Origin of the sequence: Pseudomonas kitaguniensis (genome assembly GCF_049199985.1) — a bacterium.
Lineage (GTDB): Bacteria > Pseudomonadota > Gammaproteobacteria > Pseudomonadales > Pseudomonadaceae > Aquipseudomonas > Aquipseudomonas kitaguniensis.
The window spans coordinates 54,580-79,068 of record NZ_JBLZPT010000017.1; the positions used below are offsets into that span (position 1 = coordinate 54,580).

Annotated in this window: 23 protein-coding genes; 9 read left to right on the top strand and 14 right to left on the bottom strand. The window is 60.4% G+C overall.

Annotated features, from left to right (window positions below; translation table 11 throughout):
* Positions 1 to 4 precede the first annotated feature (4 nt).
* The 7 genes from ACOZK9_RS19670 to pqqE all read left to right on the top strand — a co-directional run bounded on the left by ACOZK9_RS19670 (position 5) and on the right by pqqE (position 6,609).
* Positions 5 to 799 carry a carbon-nitrogen hydrolase family protein gene (locus ACOZK9_RS19670; RefSeq protein ID WP_058415249.1) on the top strand — a complete coding sequence of 265 codons (795 nt, stop codon included), beginning with the start codon at positions 5 to 7 and terminating at the stop codon, positions 797 to 799.
* A gap of 59 nt (positions 800 to 858) precedes the next feature.
* The gene (gene pqqF, locus ACOZK9_RS19675; RefSeq protein ID WP_421556377.1) at positions 859 to 3,234 is read left to right on the top strand and encodes a pyrroloquinoline quinone biosynthesis protein PqqF; all 2,376 of its coding nucleotides are present in this window, start codon (positions 859 to 861) and stop codon (positions 3,232 to 3,234) included.
* Between the two features lie 158 nt (positions 3,235 to 3,392).
* The gene (gene pqqA / locus ACOZK9_RS19680) at positions 3,393 to 3,467 is read left to right on the top strand and encodes a pyrroloquinoline quinone precursor peptide PqqA (RefSeq protein ID WP_003194766.1); all 75 of its coding nucleotides are present in this window, start codon (positions 3,393 to 3,395) and stop codon (positions 3,465 to 3,467) included.
* A 71-nt stretch (positions 3,468 to 3,538) separates the two neighbouring features.
* A complete protein-coding gene (gene pqqB / locus ACOZK9_RS19685) occupies positions 3,539 to 4,450 on the top strand; it encodes a pyrroloquinoline quinone biosynthesis protein PqqB (RefSeq protein ID WP_058415247.1) in 912 nt (303 codons plus the stop codon).
* A gap of 11 nt (positions 4,451 to 4,461) precedes the next feature.
* Positions 4,462 to 5,214 carry a pyrroloquinoline-quinone synthase PqqC gene (gene pqqC / locus ACOZK9_RS19690; RefSeq protein WP_058415246.1) on the top strand — a complete coding sequence of 251 codons (753 nt, stop codon included), beginning with the start codon at positions 4,462 to 4,464 and terminating at the stop codon, positions 5,212 to 5,214.
* The gene (gene pqqD, locus ACOZK9_RS19695) at positions 5,211 to 5,486 is read left to right on the top strand and encodes a pyrroloquinoline quinone biosynthesis peptide chaperone PqqD (protein ID WP_122251737.1); all 276 of its coding nucleotides are present in this window, start codon (positions 5,211 to 5,213) and stop codon (positions 5,484 to 5,486) included. The genes pqqC and pqqD overlap by 4 nt, the downstream gene beginning before the upstream one ends.
* A complete protein-coding gene (gene pqqE, locus ACOZK9_RS19700; protein WP_058415244.1) occupies positions 5,479 to 6,609 on the top strand; it encodes a pyrroloquinoline quinone biosynthesis protein PqqE in 1,131 nt (376 codons plus the stop codon). Before pqqD ends, pqqE begins: the two co-directional genes overlap by 8 nt.
* 5 nt (positions 6,610 to 6,614) lie before the next feature.
* Here the strand turns inward: pqqE and ACOZK9_RS19705 are convergent, their stop codons facing one another.
* The 4 genes from ACOZK9_RS19705 to ACOZK9_RS19720 form a co-directional block, all read right to left on the bottom strand.
* Positions 6,615 to 6,773 (bottom strand): YqaE/Pmp3 family membrane protein, encoded by a 159-nt coding sequence (locus ACOZK9_RS19705; RefSeq protein WP_082649098.1) that lies wholly within the window; start codon positions 6,771 to 6,773, stop codon positions 6,615 to 6,617.
* A 95-nt stretch (positions 6,774 to 6,868) separates the two neighbouring features.
* Positions 6,869 to 7,189 carry a helix-turn-helix domain-containing protein gene (locus ACOZK9_RS19710; protein WP_421556378.1) on the bottom strand — a complete coding sequence of 107 codons (321 nt, stop codon included), beginning with the start codon at positions 7,187 to 7,189 and terminating at the stop codon, positions 6,869 to 6,871.
* A complete protein-coding gene (locus ACOZK9_RS19715) occupies positions 7,173 to 7,328 on the bottom strand; it encodes a type II toxin-antitoxin system RelE/ParE family toxin (RefSeq protein ID WP_421556399.1) in 156 nt (51 codons plus the stop codon). Before ACOZK9_RS19715 ends, ACOZK9_RS19710 begins: the two co-directional genes overlap by 17 nt.
* A 254-nt stretch (positions 7,329 to 7,582) precedes the next feature.
* Positions 7,583 to 8,845, bottom strand: a complete 1,263-nt coding sequence (locus ACOZK9_RS19720; RefSeq protein WP_421556379.1) for an aspartate aminotransferase family protein — start codon at positions 8,843 to 8,845, stop codon at positions 7,583 to 7,585.
* 209 nt (positions 8,846 to 9,054) lie between these two features.
* Here ACOZK9_RS19720 and ACOZK9_RS19725 point away from each other — a divergent pair, with 209 nt between their 5' ends.
* On the top strand, positions 9,055 to 9,954 hold the full coding sequence (locus ACOZK9_RS19725; protein ID WP_058415241.1) for a LysR family transcriptional regulator: 900 nt from the start codon (positions 9,055 to 9,057) through the stop codon (positions 9,952 to 9,954).
* A gap of 226 nt (positions 9,955 to 10,180) precedes the next feature.
* On the opposite strand, the gene ACOZK9_RS19730 is transcribed toward ACOZK9_RS19725, so the two are convergent.
* The 3 genes from ACOZK9_RS19730 to ACOZK9_RS19740 all read right to left on the bottom strand — a co-directional run bounded on the left by ACOZK9_RS19730 (position 10,181) and on the right by ACOZK9_RS19740 (position 15,273).
* On the bottom strand, positions 10,181 to 11,959 hold the full coding sequence (locus tag ACOZK9_RS19730) for an acyl-CoA dehydrogenase C-terminal domain-containing protein (RefSeq protein WP_421556380.1): 1,779 nt from the start codon (positions 11,957 to 11,959) through the stop codon (positions 10,181 to 10,183).
* Between the two features lie 161 nt (positions 11,960 to 12,120).
* Entirely contained in the window at positions 12,121 to 13,893 is a 1,773-nt protein-coding gene (locus ACOZK9_RS19735) for an acyl-CoA dehydrogenase C-terminal domain-containing protein (protein WP_421556381.1), read from the bottom strand.
* A gap of 90 nt (positions 13,894 to 13,983) precedes the next feature.
* Entirely contained in the window at positions 13,984 to 15,273 is a 1,290-nt protein-coding gene (locus ACOZK9_RS19740; protein WP_152749338.1) for a GGDEF domain-containing protein, read from the bottom strand.
* A 299-nt stretch (positions 15,274 to 15,572) separates the two neighbouring features.
* Between ACOZK9_RS19740 and ACOZK9_RS19745 the strand changes: the two genes are divergently transcribed.
* On the top strand, positions 15,573 to 17,174 hold the full coding sequence (locus ACOZK9_RS19745) for a hypothetical protein (RefSeq protein ID WP_421556382.1): 1,602 nt from the start codon (positions 15,573 to 15,575) through the stop codon (positions 17,172 to 17,174).
* 73 nt (positions 17,175 to 17,247) lie between these two features.
* Here the strand turns inward: ACOZK9_RS19745 and ACOZK9_RS19750 are convergent, their stop codons facing one another.
* The 7 genes from ACOZK9_RS19750 to bioB form a co-directional block, all read right to left on the bottom strand.
* Entirely contained in the window at positions 17,248 to 19,053 is a 1,806-nt protein-coding gene (locus ACOZK9_RS19750) for a phenylacyl-CoA dehydrogenase (RefSeq protein ID WP_058415237.1), read from the bottom strand.
* A gap of 374 nt (positions 19,054 to 19,427) precedes the next feature.
* Positions 19,428 to 19,709 carry a hypothetical protein gene (locus ACOZK9_RS19755; RefSeq protein ID WP_058415236.1) on the bottom strand — a complete coding sequence of 94 codons (282 nt, stop codon included), beginning with the start codon at positions 19,707 to 19,709 and terminating at the stop codon, positions 19,428 to 19,430.
* 106 nt (positions 19,710 to 19,815) lie between these two features.
* Positions 19,816 to 20,496 (bottom strand): dethiobiotin synthase, encoded by a 681-nt coding sequence (gene bioD / locus ACOZK9_RS19760; protein ID WP_099234722.1) that lies wholly within the window; start codon positions 20,494 to 20,496, stop codon positions 19,816 to 19,818.
* Entirely contained in the window at positions 20,493 to 21,305 is an 813-nt protein-coding gene (gene bioC / locus ACOZK9_RS19765) for a malonyl-ACP O-methyltransferase BioC (protein ID WP_058415234.1), read from the bottom strand. Before bioC ends, bioD begins: the two co-directional genes overlap by 4 nt.
* Entirely contained in the window at positions 21,298 to 22,029 is a 732-nt protein-coding gene (locus ACOZK9_RS19770) for an alpha/beta fold hydrolase (protein WP_421556383.1), read from the bottom strand. The genes bioC and ACOZK9_RS19770 overlap by 8 nt, the downstream gene beginning before the upstream one ends.
* On the bottom strand, positions 22,022 to 23,203 hold the full coding sequence (bioF, locus tag ACOZK9_RS19775) for an 8-amino-7-oxononanoate synthase (protein WP_421556384.1): 1,182 nt from the start codon (positions 23,201 to 23,203) through the stop codon (positions 22,022 to 22,024). Before bioF ends, ACOZK9_RS19770 begins: the two co-directional genes overlap by 8 nt.
* Before the next feature lie 155 nt (positions 23,204 to 23,358).
* On the bottom strand, positions 23,359 to 24,414 hold the full coding sequence (bioB, locus tag ACOZK9_RS19780) for a biotin synthase BioB (protein WP_058415231.1): 1,056 nt from the start codon (positions 24,412 to 24,414) through the stop codon (positions 23,359 to 23,361).
* Between the last annotated feature and the right edge of the window lie 75 nt (positions 24,415 to 24,489).

Below are 24,489 nucleotides of genomic sequence, written 5' to 3' on the forward strand. Positions count from 1 at the left end.
GAACATGCGCGTTGCCTTGTACCAATGCCCGCCGTTGCCGCTGGATGTGGCCGGCAACCTGACACGCCTGCACCAACTCGCGCATGAGGCGTCGGGGGCCGATGTGCTGGTGCTGCCGGAGATGTTCCTCAGCGGTTACAACATCGGCGCCGAAGCCGTTGGCGCGCTGGCCGAAGCGCAGGATGGGCCATCGGCACAGGCGATTGCCGCGCTTGCCAAAAGCGCCGGGCTGGCGATTCTGTACGGCTACCCGGAGCGGGCCGAAGATGGGCAGATCTACAACGCCGTGCAGTTGATCGACGCCCACGGCCAGCGCCTGTGCAACTACCGCAAAACTCACTTGTTTGGCGACCTGGACCACGCGATGTTCAGCGCCGGTGGGGATGACTTCCCGCTGGTGGAATTGAACGGCTGGAAGCTTGGGTTGCTGATCTGCTACGACCTGGAGTTTCCGGAAAATACGCGGCGCCTGGCCTTGGCCGGTGCCGAGCTGATCCTGGTGCCCACCGCCAATATGGTGCCGTTCGACTTCGTCGCCGATGTGACCGTGCGGGCGCGGGCGTTTGAAAACCAGTGTTATGTGGCCTACGCCAACTACTGTGGGCAGGAAGGCGATATTCAGTACTGTGGGCAAAGCAGCATTGCCGCGCCGAATGGCCAGCGCATCGCCCAGGCTGGCCTGGACGAAGCGTTGATCGTCGGGGTACTGGAGCGCCAGTCGATCCTCGACGCTCGCGCCGCCAATCACTACCTGCAAGACCGTCGCCCCGAGCTGTACGGCGCACTATACAAGCCCTGATCTGACCTGATTTGGCGGGATGCGTTAGCATTGGCACTTCCCACGTTTCGGAAGTGCCCATGCCTGCGCCGGCCCACCCTCATCACCTTCACTTGACCCTGGCCAACGGCCTGCGGGTTTCCTTGCGCCATGCGCCGCGCTTGAAGCGCTGCGCGGCAGTTTTACGGGTGGCCGCCGGCAGCCATGACGTGCCACTGGCCTGGCCAGGGTTGGCGCATTTTCTTGAGCATTTACTGTTTCTCGGTACTGAGCGTTTTCCCACGCGCGAAGGCTTGATGGCCTACGTGCAGCGCCATGGCGGGCAGGTCAACGCCAGCACCCGTGAGCGCACCACAGACTTCTTCTTTGAAGTGCCGATAGCCACGTTTGCTGACGGGCTGGAGCGGCTGGCCGACATGCTGACGCACCCGCGCCTGGCGGTTGAAGACCAACTGCGTGAGCGCGAAGTGCTGCACGCAGAGTTTGTTGCATGGTCGCAAGATGCCAAGGCGCAACAGGAGGTCGCGCTGCTGCAGGGCTTGGCGGCTGCTCACCCGCTGCGCGGCTTTCATATGGGTAACCGCGACAGCCTGCCGGTGGAGCGCGAGGCATTTCAGCAAGCGCTGCGGGCATTCCACACGCATTTCTATCAGAGTGGGCAGATGACCTTGAGCCTCGCCGGCCCGCAGCCGCTACACGAGCTGGAAGCGTTGGCCCAGTGTTTCAGCCAAGCATTAACCTCGGGGCCTGCGCACCCGCAGGCCGCTCCGCCAGCCTTGCTGCAAGGCCAGGCGCGCGGCTATCAACACATCGCCAATGATCATCTGCACCACGTGATTACCGCTGACGCACCCGGCGAGGCACTGGATTTTCTGTGCACCTGGCTCAACGCATCGGCGCCCGGCGGCTTGCTGGCTGAGCTGAAAGCGCAAAAGCTGGCCACTGCACTGCAGGCGTCTGTGCTTTATCACTTCGCCGGGCAAGCGCTGTTGGATATTGACGTGACGCTTGATCCCGACTGCAATAGAGCCGCACACATCGAGGTGCTGCTACGCGACTGGCTGAGCTTTTTCGCACAGAGCAATTGGACCTCTCTGCGCGAAGAGTACGCGCTGATTGCGGCTCGCCAACAACAGATCCAAGGCCCGCTCGCATTGGCTCGAAATACCAGCCAAGGCCTTTCGGAACAGGGCTTCGGCGCGCTGAAGACGATGCTTGATTCACTGCACCTGCCGCCCTCGGAACACGCATGGCAACTGCCGCCGCACAACCCGCTCCTGCGCCCACCGGTCAAAGAGCAGCGCGCCGGGCTGATTCGCGGCCAAACCAGCGCTCACCGTGGCTTGCGTACCTTTGCTCAAGATCGCTCGCGGGGGCGACGGGAAGTGTCGCCGCTGACCTTTAGCCAAGCCTTGCCGGATGACAGCGATGAAGGCGCGCTGTACCTGCACTGGCGGTTTGATTCAGCCGTACCGGCTGGGCTGGAAAGTACATTGCAGCCGTTGCGCGAGCAGGCCCGTCAGGCCGGTGTCGAGCTGTCCTGCGAAACCACCGGCAATGACTGGTGGGTAAAAATGATCGGCCTTCATGAGCCGATGCCGGCAGTGCTCGACGCGCTGGCGAGCAGCCTGAACCACACCGATGCACACGTGGCGCAACCCGCCGCGGCGCCGATGATCGCGATTCGAGCGTTGCTCAAGGCGCTGCCCGCCTGCTGCACCGCCGTCAATGCGCAGGCCAGCGCGACGCCAGCGTCATGGGCCAGTGCACGCTGGCAATGGCTGGGGGCAGGTTTGCCCGCCGCCTGCGAAGCGGCGATCAAAACCGCAGCCGCACGCTTGCCGGGGCAGCCGGCAAGCCTCGACTACACGGCGCAAAAGCTTGAAGGCCAGCACCTCTGGCACGCGGTAAAAACCGACACCCGTGAAGCCGCCCTGCTGCTGTTTTGCCCAACGCCGACGAGCTCTCTGGCTGATGAGGCGGCCTGGCGATTGCTCGGGCATCTGCTGCAAGGGCCGTTTTTTCAGCGCCTGCGCGTCGAGCTGCAACTTGGCTACGCGGTATTCAGCCACATCCGACAGATCAACGGGCAAACCGGCCTGCTATTTGGCGTGCAATCCCCCAGCGTTTCGCTGGCTGAAATCGTCGCTCACCTGCACACGTTCCTGGCCCAACTGCCGACGCTGATCGAGGGCAGTACTGACTTGGGCAACCAGAACCTGGCGCAACAATTCTGTGTCAAAACATTGCCCATCGCACAGGCCGCCGACCTGCTGTGGCACGCACACCTGGCGGACCATCTGCCGGGGTATCTTGAACAGCTTCAGCAGCGGATCAAAGCCTGTACACGCGAGGATTTAAGGCACGCGGCCAAGCAACTCAACGACGCCAAAGGCGGTTGGCACTACGTGGCCAACGGCCCGCGCATCATCGATATCGAGGCGTCTGCGGGCTGATCATTGCCGACACTGCAAAAGGCTTTTTCCGCCAAGACAGCGCTAACTGGAAAAGAATTGCGTAATATCCGTACGCACTATCTGAACATCTCCGACTGGAGGTGGACTATATGTATTGCTCGGTAATGAAAGTCCCATCCCTTGATAGGAGTATGAATATGACCTGGTCAAAACCTGCTTACACCGACCTGCGCATCGGTTTCGAAGTCACCATGTACTTCGCCAGCCGTTAATTGGCTGAGTAATACAACGCCTCGGTTCGCCCGGGGCGTTTTTGTTTTGAGCTGTGCTTGATGGAGCGACCATGTTTGTCCAGATTCTAGGTTCCGCCGCCGGCGGTGGCTTCCCGCAGTGGAACTGCAACTGCGTGAATTGCGCGGGTTTTCGCGACGGCAGCCTACGGGCGCACGCGCGCACTCAGTCGTCTATCGCGATCTCGGACGATGGCGTGAATTGGGTGCTGTGCAATGCTTCGCCGGATATTCGCGCGCAACTGCAGAGCTTTGCGCCGATGCAACCCGGCCGCGCGCTGCGCGATACCGGCATCAGCGCGATCATCCTGATGGACAGCCAGATCGACCACACCACCGGCCTGTTGAGCCTGCGTGAAGGCTGCCCGCACTCAGTGTGGTGCACCGACATGGTCCATGAAGACCTGAGCAGCGGTTTTCCGCTGTTCACCATGCTCACCCACTGGAACGGCGGCCTGGCCTGGAACCGTATCGAGCTGGACGCCAGCTTCACCATTCCGGCCTGCCCCAACTTGCGTTTCACGCCACTGCCGCTGCGCAGCGCCGCGCCGCCCTACTCGCCACACCGCTTCGACCCGCACCCGGGCGACAACATCGGCCTGATCGTCGAAGACCTGCGCACCGGCGGCAAACTGTTCTATGCGCCAGGGCTGGGCAAAGTCGATGCGCCGTTGCTGGAGATTATGGCCGGCAGCGATTGCCTGCTGGTGGACGGTACGATGTGGGATGACGACGAAATGCAGCGCCGTGGCGTCGGCACGCGCACCGGCCGCGAGATGGGCCACTTGGCGCAAAACGGCCCCGGCGGCATGCTCGAAGTGCTGGAGCAATTGCCCAAGCAACGCAAAGTGCTCATTCACATCAACAACACCAACCCGATCCTCGATGAAGACTCCCCCGAGCGAGCGGAACTGGTGCGGCGCAATGTCGAAGTGGCTTACGACGGCATGAGCATCCAATTGTAGGAGCAAACCAAATGACTGACACACCGCTGACGCGCGAAGCCTTTGAGCAGGCGTTGCGGGCCAAGGGCGCCTTCTACCATATCTATCACCCGTACCACGTGGCGATGTATGAAGGTCGCGCTACCCGCGAGCAGATCCAGGGCTGGGTCGCCAACCGTTTTTACTACCAGGTGAACATCCCGCTGAAGGACGCCGCGATCCTCGCCAACTGCCCGGACCGTGAGATCCGCCGTGAGTGGATCCAGCGCCTGCTCGACCACGATGGCGCGCCCGGTGAAGACGGCGGTATCGAGGCCTGGCTGCGTTTGGGCCAGGCCGTCGGCCTCGACCCGGACCAACTGCGCTCCCAGGAGCTGGTGCTGCCCGGCGTGCGTTTTGCGGTGGATGCCTACGTCAACTTTGCCCGCCGTGCCAGTTGGCAAGAAGCTGCGAGCAGCTCGCTGACCGAACTGTTCGCGCCGCAGATTCACCAATCGCGCCTCGACAGCTGGCCGCAGCATTACCCGTGGATCGACCCTGCCGGTTATGAATATTTCCGTACCCGTCTGGGCCAGGCCCGCCGCGATGTGGAACATGGCTTGGCGATTACGCTGCAGCACTACACCACCCGCGAAGGCCAGGAGCGGATGCTGGAAATACTCCAGTTCAAGCTCGACATCCTGTGGAGCATGCTCGACGCCATGAGCATGGCCTACGAACTCAACCGCCCGCCCTATCACAGCGTGACCGAGCAGCGGGTATGGCATAAAGGGATCACCCTATGAGCTTTGATCGCAGCAAAAAACCGACGTGGCGTCAGGGCTATCGCTACCAGTACGAGCCCGCGCAGAAAGGCCACGTATTGCTCTACCCGGAAGGCATGATCAAGCTCAATGACAGCGCCGCGTTGATCGGTGGTTTGATCGACGGCGAGCGTGACGTGGCTGCCATTATCGTCGAACTGGACAAACAGTTCCCCGGCGTACCAGAGCTCGCCGCAGACATCGAGCAATTCATGGAGGTCGCCCGTGCTGAGCACTGGATCACCCTTGCCTGAGACGCCAGCCATTGGCCTGCCGCTGTGGTTGCTCGCCGAGTTGACCTATCGGTGCCCGTTGCAATGCCCGTATTGCTCCAACCCGCTGGACTTTGCCGAGCAGGGCAAAGAGCTGAGTACCGAGCAATGGATCAAGGTATTTCGCGAAGCGCGGGAGATGGGCGCGGCGCAACTGGGGTTTTCCGGTGGCGAGCCACTGGTGCGCCAAGACCTCGCCGAGCTGATTGCCGAGGCGCGCAAGCTGGGCTTTTACACCAACTTGATCACCTCCGGCATCGGCCTCACCGAGCAGAAAATCAGCGACTTCAAAAAGGCCGGGCTGGACCATATCCAGATCAGTTTCCAGGCCAGTGACGAGCAAGTGAACAACCTGCTGGCCGGCTCGAAAAAAGCGTTCGCGCAAAAGTTGGAAATGGCCCGCGCGGTCAAAGCGCACGGCTATCCGATGGTGCTTAACTTTGTCACGCATCGGCACAATATCGACAAGATCGACCGCATCATCGAGTTGTGCATCGCCCTGGAGGCGGACTTCGTCGAACTCGCCACCTGCCAGTTCTACGGCTGGGCGCAGCTCAATCGTGTGGGGTTGTTACCGACGCAAGAACAACTGGTGCGTGCCGAACGCATCACCAACGAATACCGCGCCAAGCTCGAAGCCGAAGGCCACCCGTGCAAGCTGATATTCGTGACGCCGGATTACTACGAGGAGCGCCCTAAAGCCTGCATGAATGGCTGGGGCAGCCTATTTCTGACGGTAACGCCGGACGGCACTGCCCTGCCCTGTCACGGTGCCCGACAGCTACCTGTGCAATTTCCCAACGTGCGCGATCACAGCATGCAGCACATCTGGTACGACTCGTTCGGGTTCAACCGCTTTCGCGGTTACGACTGGATGCCTGAGCCGTGCCGTTCATGCGATGAAAAGGAAAAAGACTTCGGCGGCTGCCGTTGTCAGGCGTTCATGCTCACGGGGGACGCGAGCAACGCTGATCCGGTGTGCAGCAAGTCCGAGCAGCACGGCATCATCCTGCAAGCGCGGGAAGAAGCCGAACACGCCACTCAGACTATTGAGCAATTGGCCTTTCGCAACGAGCGCAACTCACGGCTCATCGCAAAAGGCTAAAGGCCTCAGCGCTTGGCGATGATGTACACGGCGTGAATGATGCCGGGGAAATAACCGCACAAGGTCAGCAGAATATTCAGCCAGAACGCGCCAGCAAAACCCACTTGCATGAACACACCCAGTGGCGGCAGCAGAATGGCGATGATGATACGAATGATGTCCATGGGTTCAGCTCCAAAAAATCGGCTCGTGTGAGCCGTGTAGCTAATCGACCTTGGGCGCTCGTGAGGGTTCAGTGGGTTCTGGCATTGCGCCATCTTCAGGTGAGAATTTCCAGGCCGTGCTTTTGTACGATACTCAGCAACTTGAGCGCCATGCCGCTGGGTTGCTTCTCGCCGGATTCCCATTTTTTCACGGTAGAGGCGCTGGTGTTCAGGTAGCGGGCAAACACCGGTTGGCTGACGTGGCTGTTTTCGCGCAGTTGTTTGATTTGCTCGGCCGGGATTTGTGCCGGTGCAGGTGCAAAGCACATCGCGTCGAATTCTCGGAGCGTGGTCTTGCTGATGGCGCCAATCGAATACAACGCCTCGGCCGATTGATGAACGGACTCCAGCGCTTCACTTTCATATTTTCTGGTCATGATGTATCTCCACAAACTCCTTCATATCCAGTAGCTGCTGGACCTGTGCTTGATTTAAACCTTCATAGGTCTTTGCAATCGCCCGAAGCCCGACCAGATCCTTTTGACTGATGTTGCTTTGGTGCTGCTTAGCGAACAGAAGCTGGTCTTAGCTTCATGGTCATCCCTTCCTCAAAACATACCACCCAGTGGTATAGATTAGAAATGAAGCAAGCAAAAAATGTGCGAGCCCTTTCGGCAGTCCTTGCCGACGCCCGCTAAAAAGCCATGCTTTCCACCCAGTCTCAAGCGATCATTGCAGTCCAAAAATGTCACGCACAAAAAAACGCCCCCAGCCAAAAGAATCAGGCTGGAGGCGCCGCGTATGCCGCGAGACGGTTCAGAAATAGGCGGTTAAACAGCAATGCCTTTGCGGCAGTGCAATTGGGCAGTGCGTACACGGGCAAAGGCACGCGCGAGGCGCAGCAACATGTCGTCAATGTGGTTTTTGCCGACGTTCAAGGCCGGGGTGAAGCGTAAACAGTTGGGCTGCGGCGCGGTGAGGATCAAGCCTTCGTGCAGCGCTGCCTTTACCACTGCATCTGCAGAGTCATCCGACAATGTCAGCCCCCACATCAGGCCATGGCCGCGTAATGGGCCATGGTCATAGCGATAGGCTACTCGGGCCAGGCCTTCGCCCAAGTAAAGGCCGCACTCACGCACCTGCTCGAGAAAGCCGTTCTCTGACACCGCATCAAGTACTGCCACGCCGGCCGCTGCCATCAATGCATTGCCATGATGGGTGCCTTCCAATTCTCCCACCTCGAAGCAACAGGCCTTGCCGCGCGCCAGCAATGCGGCCAAAGGCACGCCGCCGCCCAGGCCTTTGCCGAGGGTGAGGATGTCGGCGCGCACGCCGTACTGCTCTTCCACGAGCAAGGTGCCGCAGCGACCGATGCCGGTGTGCACTTCGTCGAGAATCAGCAAGATGCCCAGTTCACGGCACAGGCGCTCAACGCCCTTGAGGTAGTGTTCTGTCGCGGGCACCACGCCAGCTTCGCCCTGGATCGGCTCCAACATAATTGCGACGGTTTGCGCATCCACCGCCGCGTGCAACGCCGGCAGGTCGTTGAACGGTACGTGACTGAAACCCGGCAATTGCGGTTCAAAGCGGTTTGCACTGGCGCCCGCCGAGGCTGCCAGCGCCGCAAAACTGCGGCCGTGGCAAGCGTTGCTGGCGCTGATGATGCGATAAGCGCCGCCACGATGCAGTTGGCCCCATTTGCGCGCCAACTTGATCGCCGCTTCGCAGGCTTCCGTGCCGCTGTTGAGCAGGTAGGCCTGATCGCTGCCGGTGCATTGGCAGAGGCGGTCGACGAGGTTAAGTTGCGCACGGTTGTGCAGGCCGTTCCCGGGGTTTATCAAGGCGTGGGTCTGATCGGCCAGAGCTTTGATCAACACCTGGGGGCTGTGACCAAGGCTGTTGGCGGCGTTGCCCTGGCTGAAATCCAGGTAGGCACGGCCATCACTGTCCCAGAGCCAAGCCCCTTGGCCGCGCACAAAGACCTGCGCTGGCCTGGCTACGGTGCGCATCAGCGATTCGCCGGGCAGGTCCTTGTGCCGCGCATTCAGCAGCAAATCGTCCAGGCTTGGCACAGGGCGACGGAACAGATTCACAGGTGCCTCCCAATGGCAACCGGACATTGGTCTGTGCTGCCCGCAAAAACTGCATTGATGTTTGTTGCCTTGCCTATGTAAACACCTTCAACACAAACGCTATTCATTGCCCGATCCGGCCCTGTAATCCCTGCGAATAGGCGCTAGACTAGGCGTCTCAGCCCTCATCGGCCATTTCGATTTTCGAGCTTTTTCGATAAGTAAACCTTATGGATTTCAAACAACTGCGTTATTTCGTCGCGGTCTATGAAGAAGGCCACGTAGGCCGCGCAGCCGAGCGCCTGTCGATCTCCCAACCGGCGCTGTCGCAACAGATTCGCCAACTCGAACAGAACCTGGACGTGAGCTTGTTCGAGCGCAGCAGCAAGCGCCTGTTGCCCACATTGGCCGCGCACACGTTGTACAACCACGCCTTGCCGTTGATTGATGGCATGCAACACGCCATCGAAGCCTTGCGCAATTTCAAGGGACAGGCAATGCGCACGCTGGCCATTGGCGTGCTGCAAACCGTGCACACCAGCCTGGTTCCGCAAATGCTCGAACGCGTGCGCAAAGCGCAGCCACATTTGGTGGTGCAGATCTACGAACTGACCGGGCTTGAAATTGAACGCCGGCTGCTCAACGGCTCGCTGGATATTGGTATCAGTTACCTGCCGCCACGCCAGCCGGGTTTACACGGCGTGCTGTTGTATGAAGATGAGTTAAAAGTGGTGATCCCGGACGACCATCCCCTGCGCGAATTCAAGAAAGTTTCGCTGAAACAGGCAGCCGAGTTGCCAATGTTGCTGTTGGGGGAGGAGTTTCAAATACGGCAGATTTGGCAGGGCCAGCTGGCTAATCTGGGGCGGCGCCCGCAAGTGCAGGCCGAGCTGAATACGATGGCGGGGATTCTCGACAGTTTGCCGCATACCCAATTGGCGACGGTGCTGCCTGGGCGCTCCCAGGACGAACACAATAGCCAGTTGCTGCTGTGGAAACCCTTGAGTGAACCGAGAGTGCCGCTGAAAGTGGGCTTGGTGTGCCGCGATGTGCAGCGCCAGCAAGCAACGATGGCATTGCTGCGCACCTTGCTCGAGGACGTAATGAATGCCCCGCAGGCGCAGGCCTGACTTTTTCGCGGGCAAAAGAAAACCCCGCCGAAGCGGGGTTTTGCAGACTGTTTCCCTGACATCCATTTCACTCCGCCGTCCTGGCAGAATCCTACGTGTCCGTGTTGTTTCTTTGCGCTTCCTGCGCTACGTCCATGTGAAGTAGATTATCCGTGGATCCAATTTGGCGATAGAGGACGAATAGCAGCACGTCGTGTAAGAGAATGCTTACACACTCTTTTCGCCCTTAAAACAGCGCTTCATCCATCAGGAACAGCGATTCGCTACCGGCTTTTACCGAAGCGCTCAGCGAGTGAATACGCGGCAGCAAGCGGGCAAAGTAGAAACGTGCAGTGCCCAGCTTGCTGGCATAGAAGTCTTCCTCAGCCTCTTTGCCAAACGCCGCCTTGGCCATGCGCGCCCACATATAGGCATAAGCCATGTAGCCGAAGGCATGCAGGTACTCCACCGACGCCGCGCCGATTTCACTCGGGTTGGTTTTGGCGCGGTCCAGCACCCACGCCGTCAATTCATCCAGGTGCGTCACGGCTGCGCTGAGCGGGCGGGTAAATTCGCCCAGCTCGGCGCCTGCCGTGGCGATGAACTGGCGGATCTCCTCGGCGAACAAGGTGTAGAACGCACCGTCGCTGCCGACGATCTTGCGCCCCACCAAGTCCAGCGCCTGAATGCCGTTGGTGCCTTCGTAGATCTGCGTGATGCGCACGTCACGCACCAACTGCTCCTGGCCCCACTCGCGGATGTAGCCGTGGCCGCCAAACACCTGCTGGCCGAGCACTGTGGTTTCAAGGCCTAAGTCGCTGAGAAACGCCTTGGCCACTGGCGTCAGCAACGCCACCAGGCTGTCTGCACGCTCGCGGGCGCGCGGATCTTCGCTGAACTTGGCGATGTCCAACTGGGTTGCCACATACGTGGAAAACGCACGGCCACCTTCGTTCGCAGCTTTCATGGTCAACAGCATGCGACGCACGTCGGGGTGCACGATGATTGGGTCGGCGACTTTGTCCTTGGCCTGCGCGCCGGTCGGCGAACGGCTTTGCAGACGGTCACGGGCGTACTCAATGGCGTTTTGATAAGACCGCTCACCCGACGCAAGGCCCTGAATACCCACCCCCAGGCGCTCATAGTTCATCATGGTGAACATCGCCGCCAAACCACGGTTCGGCTCGCCCACCAGATAGCCGACGGCCTGGTCAAAGTTCATCACGCAGGTAGCCGACGCCTGGATACCCATCTTGTGTTCGATCGAGCCGCAGCTCACCGCATTGCGCGCGCCCAGGCTGCCGTCGGCATTGACCATGAACTTGGGCACCAGGAACAGCGAGATACCCTTCGGACCCGCCGGTGCATCCGGCAGCTTGGCCAACACCAGGTGGATGATGTTTTCGGTGAGGTCGTGTTCGCCACCGGTGATAAAAATCTTGGTGCCGCTGAGGGTGTAGGAGCCGTCGGCCTGAGGCTCGGCCTTGGTGCGGATAATGCCCAAGTCCGTACCGGCATGCGCTTCGGTCAGGCACATGGAACCGGCCCACTCACCCGAGTACATTTTCGGCAGATAGGTGGCCTTGAGCGCTTCGCTGGCGTGAGTGTTGATCGACACACAGGCGCCGGACGTCAGCATCGGGTACAGGCCGAACGCCAGGCTTGCCGAGTTGATCATCTCTTCGACTTGCGCCGATACCGCCTTGGGCATGCCCATGCCACCGAACGCCGGGTCGCCACCTACACCCACCCAACCGCCTTCAGCGTAGGTTTTGTAGGCATGTGGATAACCGTCCGGCGTGCTGACAACAGTGTCCGCCCAGCGGCAGCCTTGTTCATCGCCACCGCGATTGATCGGGGCAATGGTTTTGGTGCTGACTTTGCCGGCTTCTTCGAGGATGGCCTCGACGGTTTCGGCATCCACGGCGTCTGCCAATGCCGGCAATTGGGCCCACGTTTTGGCGACCTCAAAAACTTCGTTGAGGACGAAGCGCATATCACGCAGCGGCGCTTTGTAATCAGCCATGGCAAACCTCGTGAGAACATGAAAAGTGATTCGGTAAGATCGGTTTTACAGGCTCCGAGTGTACCCGAACAACTTTTCAGACACATAGGGTCCGTTCGTGACCAGCAAGTATTTATAAGTCACGCCAGGATTCACAGATGGACCCTTTGAGTCATTTACGCTTACAGGGCAAACGCCTCCGCCGGCAGGCTCATCAGGCACTCGCTGCCCGCCTCCACCGCGGCGCGGTGCGTTGCAGTACGCGGCAGCAGGCGCTTGAAGTAGAAATCGCACGTCGCCAATTTGGCGTGGGCAAACGCGGCGTCATCGACCTGAGCCTGCGCCGCGATTGCCATGCGCAGCCACAGGTAGGCCAAAATGATGTAACCGCTGTACATCAAGTAATCCACGGCTGCCGCGCCCACTTCATCCGGGTTTTTCATCGCCGCCATGCCGACCTTCATCGTCAGCTCGCCCCATTGCTGGTTCAGTTGATTGAGCTGTTCCACATGCGCCTTGAGCTGCGGGTGCTCGGCATTCGCTGCGCAGAACTTATGCACAATTTTGGTAAACCCGCGCAGCAGCTTGCCCTGGCTACCGAGCACCTTGCGCCCGAGCAGGTCGAGCGCCTGAATGCCGTTGGTGCCTTCATAGATCGGCGCAATCCGCGCATCACGCGCCAGTTGTTCCATGCCCCATTCGCGAATATAGCCGTGGCCACCGAATACCTGCATGCCGTGGTTGGTCACTTCCAGCCCGGTATCGGTCATAAAGGCTTTGCAGATGGGCGTCAGGAACGCCAACACGTCTTCGGCTTCCTGGCGCTCAGCGGCGTCTTGGCTCAGGTGCGCGGTGTCGAGCCATTGCGCGGTGAAATAGGCCAGCGCGCGGTTGCCTTCGTTGAGGGCTTTCATGGTCAGCAACATGCGGCGCACGTCGGCGTGCACGATAATCGGGTCGGCGGCTTTCTCGGGCGCCTTGGCGCCGCTGAGTGAACGCATTTGCAGGCGGTCGTTGGCGTATTTGATCGCGCCCTGAAAACTCGCCTCGCCATTGCACAGGCCCTGCATGCCGGTGCCCAGACGCGCGTGGTTCATCATGGTGAACATGCAATTGAGGCCTTTATTCGCCTCGCCAATCAGCACGCCCTTGGCGCCGTCGAAGTTCAGCACGCAGGTCGCCGAGGCCTTGATGCCCATTTTGTGCTCGATGGCGCCGCAGTGCACCGCATTGCGCTCGCCCGAATCCGCATGGAACTTGGGCACGATAAACAACGAGATGCCTTTGGTGCCCGCTGGGGCATCCGGCAGCTTGGCCAGCACCAGGTGGATAATGTTGGCGCTAAGGTCATGCTCGCCGGCTGATATGAAGATTTTGCTGCCGGTGAGCGCGTAACTGCCATCCGCCTGTGGCACGGCGCGGGTTTTGATCAGGCCCAGGTCGGTGCCGCAATGCGCTTCGGTCAGGCACATGGTGCCGGTCCACTCGCCGGCGGTGAGCTTGTGCAGGTAGGTGGCTTTCTGCTCCTCGGTGCCGTGCGCATGAATCGCTGCCATCGCGCCATGCGTCAACCCAGGGTACATGCCCCACGACGTGTTGCTGGAGCCGATCATTTCGCTCAGCACCAGGCCCAGCGAGTGCGGCAAGCCCTGGCCACCGTAGGCCGGGTCTGCGGCCAGGCCGTGCCAACCGCCTTCCACGTACTGGGCGAAAGCTTCCTTGAAGCCTTTGGGTGTAGTGACCACGCCGTTCTCGAAATGGCAGCCTTCTTCGTCGCCGCTGCGATTGAGCGGCGACAGCACGTTCTCGCAGAATTTGGCGCCTTCTTCGAGGATCGCACCGACCATATCCGGGCTGGCGTCGGTCGCGCCCAAGGCAGCGTAGTGACCGTGGAAGTCGAACACGGTGTCGATCAGAAAGCGCATGTCGCGCAAGGGAGCTTTGTAGTCAGGCATGGCAATGTCTCCGGCAGCAGATGGTTTCAAGCTACTGCTGGCCACCGCCGCAAACAATCATTGTAGAACCGCTGAATACACCACCATCACTCAACCGGCAGCACTCTCCATCCGCACGGCGCCACGACGGGTTTGCCCGGCGGCGACCACGCAGTTACGCCCGGCGCCCTTGGCCGCGTAGAGCGCCTGGTCGGCGGACTTGAGCACTTCTTCGGGGGTGCGCTGCTCGGCCTGGCGCTCGGCCACGCCGATGCTCACGGTCACTGACACACTCGATGCGCCGCTGGCCGTGCGGCGTTGGCGGCCTTGCTGGTCGTCCTGCGGACGGTCCGCGTTGCGTAGCTTGATGTCATAGGTGGCGATGACCTCGCGGATCTCGTCCAGATGCGGCATGCATTCGTCCAGCGTCTTGCCGGCAAACACCACGGCAAACTCTTCACCGCCATAACGGTACGCGCGCCCGCCACCATTGACCTTGGACAGTTTGCTGGCCACCAGGCGCAGCACCTGGTCGCCCACGTCGTGGCCATGCGTGTCGTTAAAGCGCTTGAAGTGGTCAACGTCGGTCATCGCCAACACGTAATTACGCCCCAGCCGTTGCATGCGCTCATTGAGTGCGCGCCGCCCCGGCAAACCGGTCAGTTCATCACGAAAGGCCATTTGATAGGCTTCATGGGCCACACCGGCGGCGATCATCAACATCACCTGGCTGCAAATGATGTTCAGGGTGAACGGCAGAATGAACGTCTGCGGCAACATCCAGAACAACCCCAACAGCCCGACCAGTTGCGCCGCGTGCAACGGGCGCGGCTGGCGCCAGTACTGCACCGCCAGGGCGACAAAACCCACCAGGAACATCGGATACGACAGTTGGATCAGGTTCATCCAACTGCCATGCAAGGCCGGCCAGCGAATCTCCGCCAGCCAGTTCAGCAAGGCCTGCGGGAAACTTTGCTCAAGCGCCAAGGCCACGCTACCGATGGCGAAGAGCACTGCGCAGCGGGCAACGAAGTCGCGGAACAGATGGGTTTTCTCCTGCCACAGCGCATAAGTAGTGAACAGCAGCGGCAACAACAGGCAACACAGATGAAAGACCACCGCCGCATCGTCGCGCACACGGCCGTTGTCGCGGTAATAATCGGTCTGGGTGTCCAACAGGAAGTAAACGACATACACCGTGATCATCAGGAACAGTTCACGCTGGCGACGATACACCGCGCAGTACGCACCGCCGAGCAGCAGCACCAGGGTTGGCAGCACGTTGAATAGCGAGGTGAAAAACACATTCAGGTCTTTAACGTACGCAGCCGAGAGCCCCGCCAACAACAGCAGCAGCGAAGGAAGAAAATGACTGACACGCACAGCGGACACGCGCAACAAAGGTAAAGCTCCGACACGCAGAAGAGTGATGGCACAGTGCCTGCTTGGCGACAGTTAAGCACACACCGGCAGCGATGTATCACATTGCCATCACTTTAACGGCCGGTTGGCCTAATCCCTGAGTGTCAGACTGCGGTTTTTTATCACCGCTATAAACAGAGCAATGCGCGCACGTCCTCTCCCTGTTAGTTCTGACAGTATTCATCAATGACTAGCGCGTGCTTACTTGCACGTACCACTTTCGCCCAGCGGGTATTCGGGACAAGGGAGTGTCCCTACACACGATGGAAGTAACCGACATGGATAATTTAGTTAACGAACAAGTACGTGCAGGCTCACTGTTTTTGATTCGTAACGCAATACCCAGGCTGCCGCCGCTTTCCGTGGTGGACGCTATCCCGAATACCGACGGTTTGATCCCGCTGCGGGCGGCGGCGAGTGACGTAAAAGTTTTGATCCCGCCGCTGCCGCAACCCGGTTCTCCCGGGGCTCAGTGCCGGATCATGGTGTTCATTGAAACCCCACCGCCGGGTGAATACCAAGCAGTGGCCTTCCAGCGATATTCTACTTATCCCACCGGGGCGATTAATGTAGACGTTCCGCGCCGCATGGTGGGCAATGAAGGCGAGTACCGACTCACCTATACGGTGGACGACGGTGACAACGTTCTGAGCGCGACCGCCAGCACTCCCTTGCGGGTCCAAAGAACCCCGCCGTTCGGTTACGAGGTCATCACCGCGCCGCGCCCACTGCTGCCAACGAACCTGGCAATGCCGATCATTACAGACGACTATCTGGCCAACAATGACCCCGTTATGTTCCGAATTCCTGAACACGCGGTGACCAATGCCCAAACAGGGCTGAGGTATGTTCCCTACTATGGCAACACCGACAGCCATATGGAGGTGGCTTACACCGTAGCGCCCAACATTGTAGTCAACTTGCCCGACTACCCAGCCGTTCGCTACCTGCCCGTTCCAGCGTCAGTTATTCGCGCTCGCGGCAACGGCAGGCAGCAACTGACCTACCGCCTTGTGGACCAGGCCGGCAACCGAGCTCGGGATTCGTTGATTCTTGAGGTGATGGTGGCGCTGCGAATAATAGCGTCGAACATCGCGGCACCACGCGTGACCAACGCGGCTGCGCCCGACAACACGGTGACCTTGGGGGAGGTCAACCAAAGCGGGCAAGGCGGGATCGAGATGTGGCTGGACAGCGCCAACGGTCTGCAAAACGGTGATGCTGTGACTGTAATGCTGGGTACGACCAACCCCATGACCACGCCCCTGATCTACACCGGGCAGCCGTTACCGCTACGGTTTATTGTGACCATAGCGCAAGTGCAGGGCTACCTTCCGGGCACCACCATCAATAACGTGCAAGCCTCATTCCGGTTCAGGGTCACCAGCGGCGCAAATACCACTTTGGGGCCTGAAAGGACTCTCACCCTCAACTTTTCGCCTTTGATGCAGTTGCCAGCGCCGGTGGTGCGTAACCTGAATAACGGCAACCTCACCTGCAACTCGCCGCAGCCAGTGAGCGGGGATTACGCAAACCGGTTTATTGAGGTATTTCTCCCGCCCTCTATACTGCTGCGCTTTAACACGTCGGCGACATTGACCTGCGTACTCAGCCGACAGGACGACGGTTCAATCCTCATTGCTCCCCCGGTGACTCTCACAGTAACCATTTCACCGGACGCTGCCACAGTGGGCCAGACCGTGAACGTACCCTACTCGACCACCATGCGGGTCATCGGCAGAGGCGTGATGTATTTCAGCTATACGACGCTGAATACTTTCGGGCAAGTGGTTCAATCGCCGCCCTTGGCAATTGCCGTCAGAGGTGTTTTGCCCGGCAACGTCTATTGCGACGGAGCGCCTTTTATTCCGACACCTTAAGTGCTGCTTTGCCAGCGCCCACAAAAAAGCCGCCGCTCCCAAAAGAGCGGCGGCTTTTCAATGCAGCCTAAGCTTAGTAAGCCAAACCGAAGTTCTCTTCTTTCATGTCCATCAGGTTATTGGCGCCCGACAACATGGTGGCCTTGTGGGTCTGGGTACGCGGCAGGATGCGCTGGAAGTAAAAGCGCGCGGTCTGCAGCTTGGCGGTGTAGAACGCCTCTTCGGTGGTGCCGGCAGCCAGTTTTTCAGCCGCCAGGCGCGCCATGTCGGCCCAGAAGTAAGCCAGGCACGCGTAGCCGGAATACATCAGGTAGTCCACCGAAGCGGCACCGACTTCTTCACGGTCTTTCATCGCGGCCATGCCGACCTTCATGGTCAACTCGCCCCACTCTTTGTTCAGTGCGGCCAGCGGTGCAACGAATTCTGTGATGGCTTCGTTGCCTTCGTTGGCCTGGCAGAACTTGTGCACGATCTTGGTGAAGCCCTTGAGCGCTTCGCCCTGGGTCATCAGCACTTTACGGCCGAGCAGGTCCAGCGCCTGAATGCCGGTTGTGCCTTCGTACAGCATCGAAATGCGGCTGTCGCGAACGTTTTGCTCCATGCCCCACTCGGCGATGAAGCCGTGGCCGCCGTAAACCTGCACGCCGTGGTTGGCGGATTCAAAACCGACTTCGGTCATGAACGCCTTGGCGATTGGGGTCATGAAGGCCAGCAGGCCATCAGCCTGTTTTTTGGCTTCGTCGTCGGTGCCGTACTTGACGATGTCGACTTGCTTGGCGGTGAAGTACACCATCGCACGGTTGCCTTCGGCGAAAGCCTTCATGGTCAACAGCATGCGGCGCACATCAGGGTGCACGATGATCGGGTCGGCCGCTTTTTCCGGCGCTTTCGGGCCAGTCAGCGAACGCATTTGCAGGCGGTCGCGAGCGTATTTCAGGCCACCCTGAAAGCCGATCTCGGCGTGGGCCAGGCCTTGCAGCGCGGTGCCCAGGCGAGCGGTGTTCATAAAGGTGAACATGCAGTTCAGGCCTTTGTTCGCCGGGCCGATCAGAAAACCGGTGGCCGCGTCGAAGTTCATCACGCACGTGGCGTTACCGTGGATGCCCATTTTGTGTTCCAGGGAACCACAGGTCACCGCGTTGCGCGCGCCAATCGAACCGTCTGCGTTGGGCATGAATTTAGGCACGATAAACAGCGAGATGCCTTTGGTGCCGGCCGGTGCATCCGGCAGGCGCGCCAGTACGATGTGGACGATGTTATCGGCCATGTCGTGTTCACCGGCCGAGATGAAAATCTTGGTGCCGGAGACTTTGTAGCTGCCATCGGCCTGCGGCTCAGCCTTGGTACGCAGCATGCCCAGGTCGGTGCCGCAGTGCGGCTCGGTCAGGCACATGGTGCCGGTCCATTCGCCCGACACCAGTTTGGTCAGGTAGGCGTCTTGCTGCTCAGGCGTACCGTGTTCGGAGATGGTGTTCATCGCACCGTGCGACAGGCCTGGGTACATGCCCCATGACCAGTTGGCTTCACCGACCATTTCGCTCACCGCCAAACCCAGCGATTCCGGCAGGCCTTGGCCGCCGTGCTCCACGTCGTGCGCCAGGCTAGGCCAGCCGCCTTCAACAAACTGTTTGTAAGCTTCTTTGAAACCAGTAGGGGTTTTAACGCCTGACTCGCTCCACGTGCACCCTTCGATGTCACCCACGCGGTTCAACGGCGCCAGCACTTGCTCACAAAACTTGGCGCCTTCCTCAAGAATGGCGTCAACCATGTCCGGGGTAGCGTCCTGGCAAGCCGGCAGGCTCTGATAGTGGGCTTCATAACCGAGCAGTTCGTCACGAACGAAGCGAATATCACGCAAGGGGGCCTTGTAGTCAGGCATAGCGATAAACCTCTGCTGATGTAGCTGGGATGAACAACCGCATGGATGTGTAATGGCGGTCAAACAGATGTTTGAAACATACGTTTACGACCTACCCTTGTCAAGGGTCGCTCGGATGCCGTTTGTCTTGATGCAGGTCAGCAACGCGCACGGCAACGCCTGCGGCGGGTTGCCACAGCCAGCAAAGATTCAAAGGGAATGGTGATTGATTGCCAAAGCGCTAAACACCGCCAACGCCAGCTGAGGCGCCACCCATCAAATGTGGGAGCGGGCTTGCTCGCGATGCAGGCACTTCGTTACATCAGGTAAACCGGGTTGATTGCATCGCGAGCAAGCCCGCTCCCACAAAGCGCTTTTGATCTGAAAAGCGCAGTTCAGGCGTAGGTATCGATCAACGTGCCAAGCATTTCATCCGAAGCCTTGGCGACTTTCGCGCCTAACTCCACTTGGAATTTGCCTTGGGCCATTTCGACCATGTTGCTCGCCGAGTTGCTCGGCTGGGCACGGTCATTGGCTTGCAAGCGGTCGCTTTGTGCAGCGGATGGCTGGGTCGTGGCCGCGCTGGCGATTTTGCCGGCAGCCTGGTCGACACGGTTCTGCCCGGCCTGAATAGTACTCAGGCCCGAATAAAACGCGCTGCTTCCAGAGATGTCCATGGCGTAAACCTGCCTTTAGAGGATCGTGAAGCTCAATTGAAGCAGACATCCTGGTAAAAGGCCCGTAAAAAACACTAATGGCACAGTGCCTTATCGATAGCCAAAATCAGTCAAGCAGGTCCAACTCCAAGTGCTCGGCCACCGCCTCGGCACTGGCGTGCTTGAGTTTCGGCACGCGCCCCAAACACGGTGCAGGCAAGCGCTCGGCCAAGGTGGCGAGGTTTTCTTCCAGACGAGAGGTCTTGGGCTCGATGATATTCGCCACCCAACCAGCCAACGGCAAACCGTCGCGCGCAATCGCTTCGGCGGTGAGCAAAGCATGGCTGATGCAGCCCAAGCGCACGCCCACCACCAGAATCACCGGCAGCTTGAGCGCGATGGCGAGGTCCGACAGATTGTCCTGATCGGCCAGCGGCACACGCCAGCCGCCCGCGCCTTCGATCAAGGTGAAATCGGCTTGGCGCGCGAGGATTTTTTGCATCGGCGTCAACAGCGATTGCACGGTCAAGGCAACGCCCGCTTCACGCGCCGCCAAGTGAGGCGCGATGGCAGGCTCGAACGCCACCGGGTTAACCTCGGCATAGCTCAGCGGCAACGAACACTGCGCCAGCAGCGCGAGGGCGTCGGCATTGCGCAAACCTTTGGGGGTCACCTGGCAACCCGAGGCCACCGGTTTTCCGGCGGCCGTGCTTTTGCCCGCAAGCCGCGCTGCATGCAGCAGGCCGGCGGCGATGGTGGTTTTGCCAACATCGGTGTCGGTGCCGGTGATGAAATAAGCGGCGCTCATAAAGGTTTCTCCAGTACGGCGTACACCACTTGATAAGTGGCGGGCAGGCCTTGGGCCTGACGGAACTGCTCGTAAGCATCCACCAGTGCAACAATCCGTGCGCGCCCCGTCAACCCTCCCGGGCGGCCAGGGTTGAGGTTGTGTGCGCCCAAGGCTTTGAGTTCATGGGTGAGGCTGCGCACGTCCGGGTAATGCAGCACATGCGGCTGGCGCTCCAGGCTCAGCACGCGCAAGCCGCTGGCGGCGCACAGTTGTTGATAGGCTTCGAAGGTGCGGAAGCGGTTGACGTGCACCAGGCCATCGGCGGCGCGCCAGCTTTCGCGCAACTCAGACAGCGTGCCCACGCACAGGCTCGCGAACGCCAGCACGCCACCGGGTTGCAGCACGCGATAGGCCTCGCTGAGTACCGCTTCGAAATTCGCACACCATTGCACCGCCAGGCTGGAGAAAATCAGCCCGCAGCTATTGCCCGCAAGCGGCAGGTGCTCGGCGTCACCGGCGATGAAGTGCTCGGCGCCACCCAATGGCCGCGCGTGCAGCAGCATGCCTTCGGCGATGTCCAGCGCCACGCCTTGGCTGGCCGCAAACCGCTGGCCCAACACGCGGCTGAAAAAGCCCGTGCCACAGCCCATGTCCAGCCAGCGTTGCGGCGCGCCAGCAGCCGGCAAACGCGCCAACAATTGGCTGCCCACGGCGCGCTGCAACTCGGCCACGCTGTCGTAACTGGCGGCGGCTCGCGAAAAAGACGCGGCGACCTGGCGCTTGTCCGGCAAGGCGCCCGGCAAGGGCGGATTGGATAAATCAGTCATCAACGCACTCATGCAAAAAAGCCTGGATGGCCCCCGCGACACCGTGGGGGTCTTCCAGAAGAAAAGCGTGACCCGCCTGTTCAATCAGGCCGATTTCGACATCCGGCAGCAGGGTCAGCAGGTCAATCGCGGCTTCGGCGGGCACCAGCCCATCGCTACCGGCAAACAGGTGCAGTTGCGGGCCACGATACGCCAGCAAGGCCGCGCGCGTGTCGAGCTGAGCGAGCAGTTCAAGGCCCGGCATCAACACGCTGGAGGGCGCATTCGGTGCACCGCTGACCAGCAAACGTGACAGCCCGCGTGGGTCCTCGGCGCCCTTGGCGCACAACAAACCGAAGCGTTTGAGGGTGACATGGGAGTCGGCATGGCAACCGGCGAGGAACGCATCGAAGGTTTCGGCAGGCATCGCGCTGGGCCAGCCCGCGTGGGCGACGAAACACGGGTTACTCGCCAGCGTCAGCAGGCCGCAGCAGCGTTCGCCACGGCGCGCCGCCAGCTCAGAGGCAAGCATGCCGCCCAAGGACCAGCCGCCCAGCCAGGCGTTGTCCGGCAGCGTGGCATCGAGTTCGTCGAGCCATTCATCGAGGTCGCTGGAAGCCAGCGGCGGCAGCGGTTCGATGTGCACGTGCAGGTGTTCGTCGAGCCCGCGCAAGGCGGCGGCCAAAGGCTCCAGCGGCGATACACCGAGGCCCCAGCCGGGCAGCAATATCAGTTGATCACGCATGCTCGGGCTCCGTGACGCTTAACAACCGGAAACACTCCTCCAACGCGCTTAACAATAGCTGCACCTGCGCCTCGCTGTGCGCCGCCGTCAATGTGACGCGCAAACGCGCGCTGCCGGCAGGCACGGTGGGCGGGCGAATCGCGGTGACCATCAGCCCGCGTTCGCGCAGCATCTGCGACAGGCGCATGGCCTTGGCACTGTCGCCTACCCTGATCGGCTGAATCGGCGTAAAGCTGTCCATCAAGGCCAGGCCGATCTGCTCGGCGCCTTGGCGGAACTGGCGGATCAGGCCATTGAGATGCTCGCGCCGCCAATGCTCGGTGCGCAGCAGCGCCAGGCTTTTCAGCGTGGCGCAGGCTTGGGCCGGCGGTTGGCTGGTGGTGTAGATATAAGGCCGGGCGAACTGGATCAAGCTTTCGATCAATTCTTCACTGCCCGCCACAAACGCCCCGGCGGTGCCGAACGCTTTGCCCAAGGTGCCGACCAGCACCGGCACCTCTTCCTGGCTCAAGCCAAAATGCTCGACGATCCCGCCGCCGTGGGCACCCAACGGGCCAAACCCGTGGGCATCGTCCACCATCAACCAGGCGCCCTTGGCGCGTGCTTCACTCGCCAGCGCCGGCAAGTCGGCGAGGTTACCGTCCATGCTGAACACGCCGTCGGTGACCACCAGCGTATTGCCGGTGGCTTTCTCCAGGCGTTTGGCCAGGCTTGCGGCGTCGTTGTGCAGGTAACGGTTGAAACGCGCGCCGGAGAGCAAACCGGCATCCAGCAACGAAGCATGGTTGAGGCGGTCTTCCAGCACCGTATCGCCCTGCCCCACCAACGCCGTCACCGCGCCCAGGTTGGCCATATAGCCGGTGGTAAACAGCAGCGCGCGCGGGCGACCGGTGAAGTCCGCCAAGGCTTCTTCCAACTGATGATGAGGTGTGGAATGGCCAACCACCAAGTGCGAAGCGCCGCCGCCGACGCCCCAACGCGAGGCACCGGCGCGCCAGGCTTCGATCACCTGTGGATGATTGGCCAGGCCCAGGTAGTCGTTGTTGCAGAACGCCAGCAATGGCTGGCCATCGACCACCACTTGCGGGCCTTGGGGGCTTTGCAGTGTTGGGCGTTGACGATAAAGGTGTTCGGCACGGCGGGCAGCGAGGCGCGCGGCGAGATCAAAAGACATGCAGGCCTCGGTCGATCAGGTTGAACATGGCCAAACAGGTGGGAGCGGGCTTGCTCGCGAATACGCTTTGTCAGCCACTACATAAGTTGACTGATCCGGCGCTTTCGCGAGCAAGCCCGCTCCCACAGGTTGGCCTGCGTTCCAAAGTGGAATGATCAAACAGCGGCGTTGTAAAACTGCTCGCTGCTCTTTTGCTCGACCAACGCTTGCTCGATCGCGGCCTGATGCACTTCATCAGCATGTTCTTCGCGGGCTTCCGGCAGGATGCCGAGGCGCGAGAACAGTTGCATGTCTTTGTCGGCCTGCGGGTTGGCGGTGGTCAGCAGTTTGTCGCCGTAGAAAATCGAGTTGGCACCTGCGAAAAACGCCAACGCTTGCATCTGCTCGTTCATGGCTTCGCGGCCAGCCGACAGGCGCACATGCGATTGCGGCATCAGAATGCGCGCCACCGCGAGCATGCGGATGAAGTCGAACGGGTCGATGTCTTCGGCGTTTTCCAACGGCGTGCCAGCCACCTTCACCAGCATGTTGATCGGCACCGACTCTGGATGCTCCGGCAGGTTGGCCAGTTGGATCAGCAGGTTGGCGCGGTCGTCGAGCGACTCGCCCATGCCGAGGATGCCGCCGGAGCAGATTTTCATACCCGAATCACGCACATAGGCCAGGGTTTGCAGGCGCTCGCCGTAGGTGCGTGTGGTGATGATCGAACCGTAGAATTCCGGCGACGTGTCGAGGTTGTGGTTGTAGTAGTCCAGGCCTGCCTGCGCCAGCGCTTCGGTCTGGTCCTGGTCAAGGCGACCAAGGGTCATGCAGGTTTCCAGGCCCATGGCTTTCACGCCTTTGACCATCTCCAGCACGTACGGCATGTCTTTGGCCGACGGGTGTTTCCACGCCGCGCCCATGCAGAAACGCGTCGAACCGATGGCCTTGGCGCGGGCAGCCTCTTCTAGGACCTTCTGCACTTCCATCAGCTTTTCTTTTTCCAGGCCAGTGTTGTAGTGGCCCGACTGTGGACAATATTTGCAATCTTCCGGGCACGCGCCGGTTTTGATCGACAGCAAGGTCGAGACCTGCACGCGATTAGCGTCGAAATGCGCGCGGTGCACGGTCTGCGCCTGGAACAACAGGTCATTGAACGGCTGCACAAACAGCGCTTTGACTTCGGCAAGGGACCAATCGTGACGCAGGGTGGCAGTGGTGCTGGCGCTCATGGGCAATTCCTTCATTATGCTTGGGCAAACGCTGTGGGAAGGGCAATACCCACAGGCGCGACACGGATGCTCGGC

Coding starts and splice junctions, on each gene's coding strand:
- bioF (WP_421556384.1), bottom strand. CDS start 23,203: ATGTCTTTTGATCTCGCCGCGCGCCTCGCTGCCCGCCGTGCCGAACAC.
- ACOZK9_RS19755 (WP_058415236.1), bottom strand. CDS start 19,709: ATGGACATCTCTGGAAGCAGCGCGTTTTATTCGGGCCTGAGTACTATT.
- bioC (WP_058415234.1), bottom strand. CDS start 21,305: ATGACTGATTTATCCAATCCGCCCTTGCCGGGCGCCTTGCCGGACAAG.
- ACOZK9_RS19705 (WP_082649098.1), bottom strand. CDS start 6,773: ATGGACATCATTCGTATCATCATCGCCATTCTGCTGCCGCCACTGGGT.
- ACOZK9_RS19750 (WP_058415237.1), bottom strand. CDS start 19,053: ATGCCTGACTACAAGGCCCCCTTGCGTGATATTCGCTTCGTTCGTGAC.
- ACOZK9_RS19730 (WP_421556380.1), bottom strand. CDS start 11,959: ATGGCTGATTACAAAGCGCCGCTGCGTGATATGCGCTTCGTCCTCAAC.
- pqqC (WP_058415246.1), top strand. CDS start 4,462: ATGACTGACACACCGCTGACGCGCGAAGCCTTTGAGCAGGCGTTGCGG.
- pqqF (WP_421556377.1), top strand. CDS start 859: ATGCCTGCGCCGGCCCACCCTCATCACCTTCACTTGACCCTGGCCAAC.
- ACOZK9_RS19745 (WP_421556382.1), top strand. CDS start 15,573: ATGGATAATTTAGTTAACGAACAAGTACGTGCAGGCTCACTGTTTTTG.
- pqqD (WP_122251737.1), top strand. CDS start 5,211: ATGAGCTTTGATCGCAGCAAAAAACCGACGTGGCGTCAGGGCTATCGC.
- bioB (WP_058415231.1), bottom strand. CDS start 24,414: ATGAGCGCCAGCACCACTGCCACCCTGCGTCACGATTGGTCCCTTGCC.
- ACOZK9_RS19735 (WP_421556381.1), bottom strand. CDS start 13,893: ATGCCTGACTACAAAGCTCCCTTGCGCGACATGCGCTTTCTGATCGAC.
- ACOZK9_RS19670 (WP_058415249.1), top strand. CDS start 5: ATGCGCGTTGCCTTGTACCAATGCCCGCCGTTGCCGCTGGATGTGGCC.
- pqqB (WP_058415247.1), top strand. CDS start 3,539: ATGTTTGTCCAGATTCTAGGTTCCGCCGCCGGCGGTGGCTTCCCGCAG.
- ACOZK9_RS19770 (WP_421556383.1), bottom strand. CDS start 22,029: ATGCGTGATCAACTGATATTGCTGCCCGGCTGGGGCCTCGGTGTATCG.
- ACOZK9_RS19710 (WP_421556378.1), bottom strand. CDS start 7,189: ATGACCAGAAAATATGAAAGTGAAGCGCTGGAGTCCGTTCATCAATCG.
- bioD (WP_099234722.1), bottom strand. CDS start 20,496: ATGAGCGCCGCTTATTTCATCACCGGCACCGACACCGATGTTGGCAAA.
- ACOZK9_RS19725 (WP_058415241.1), top strand. CDS start 9,055: ATGGATTTCAAACAACTGCGTTATTTCGTCGCGGTCTATGAAGAAGGC.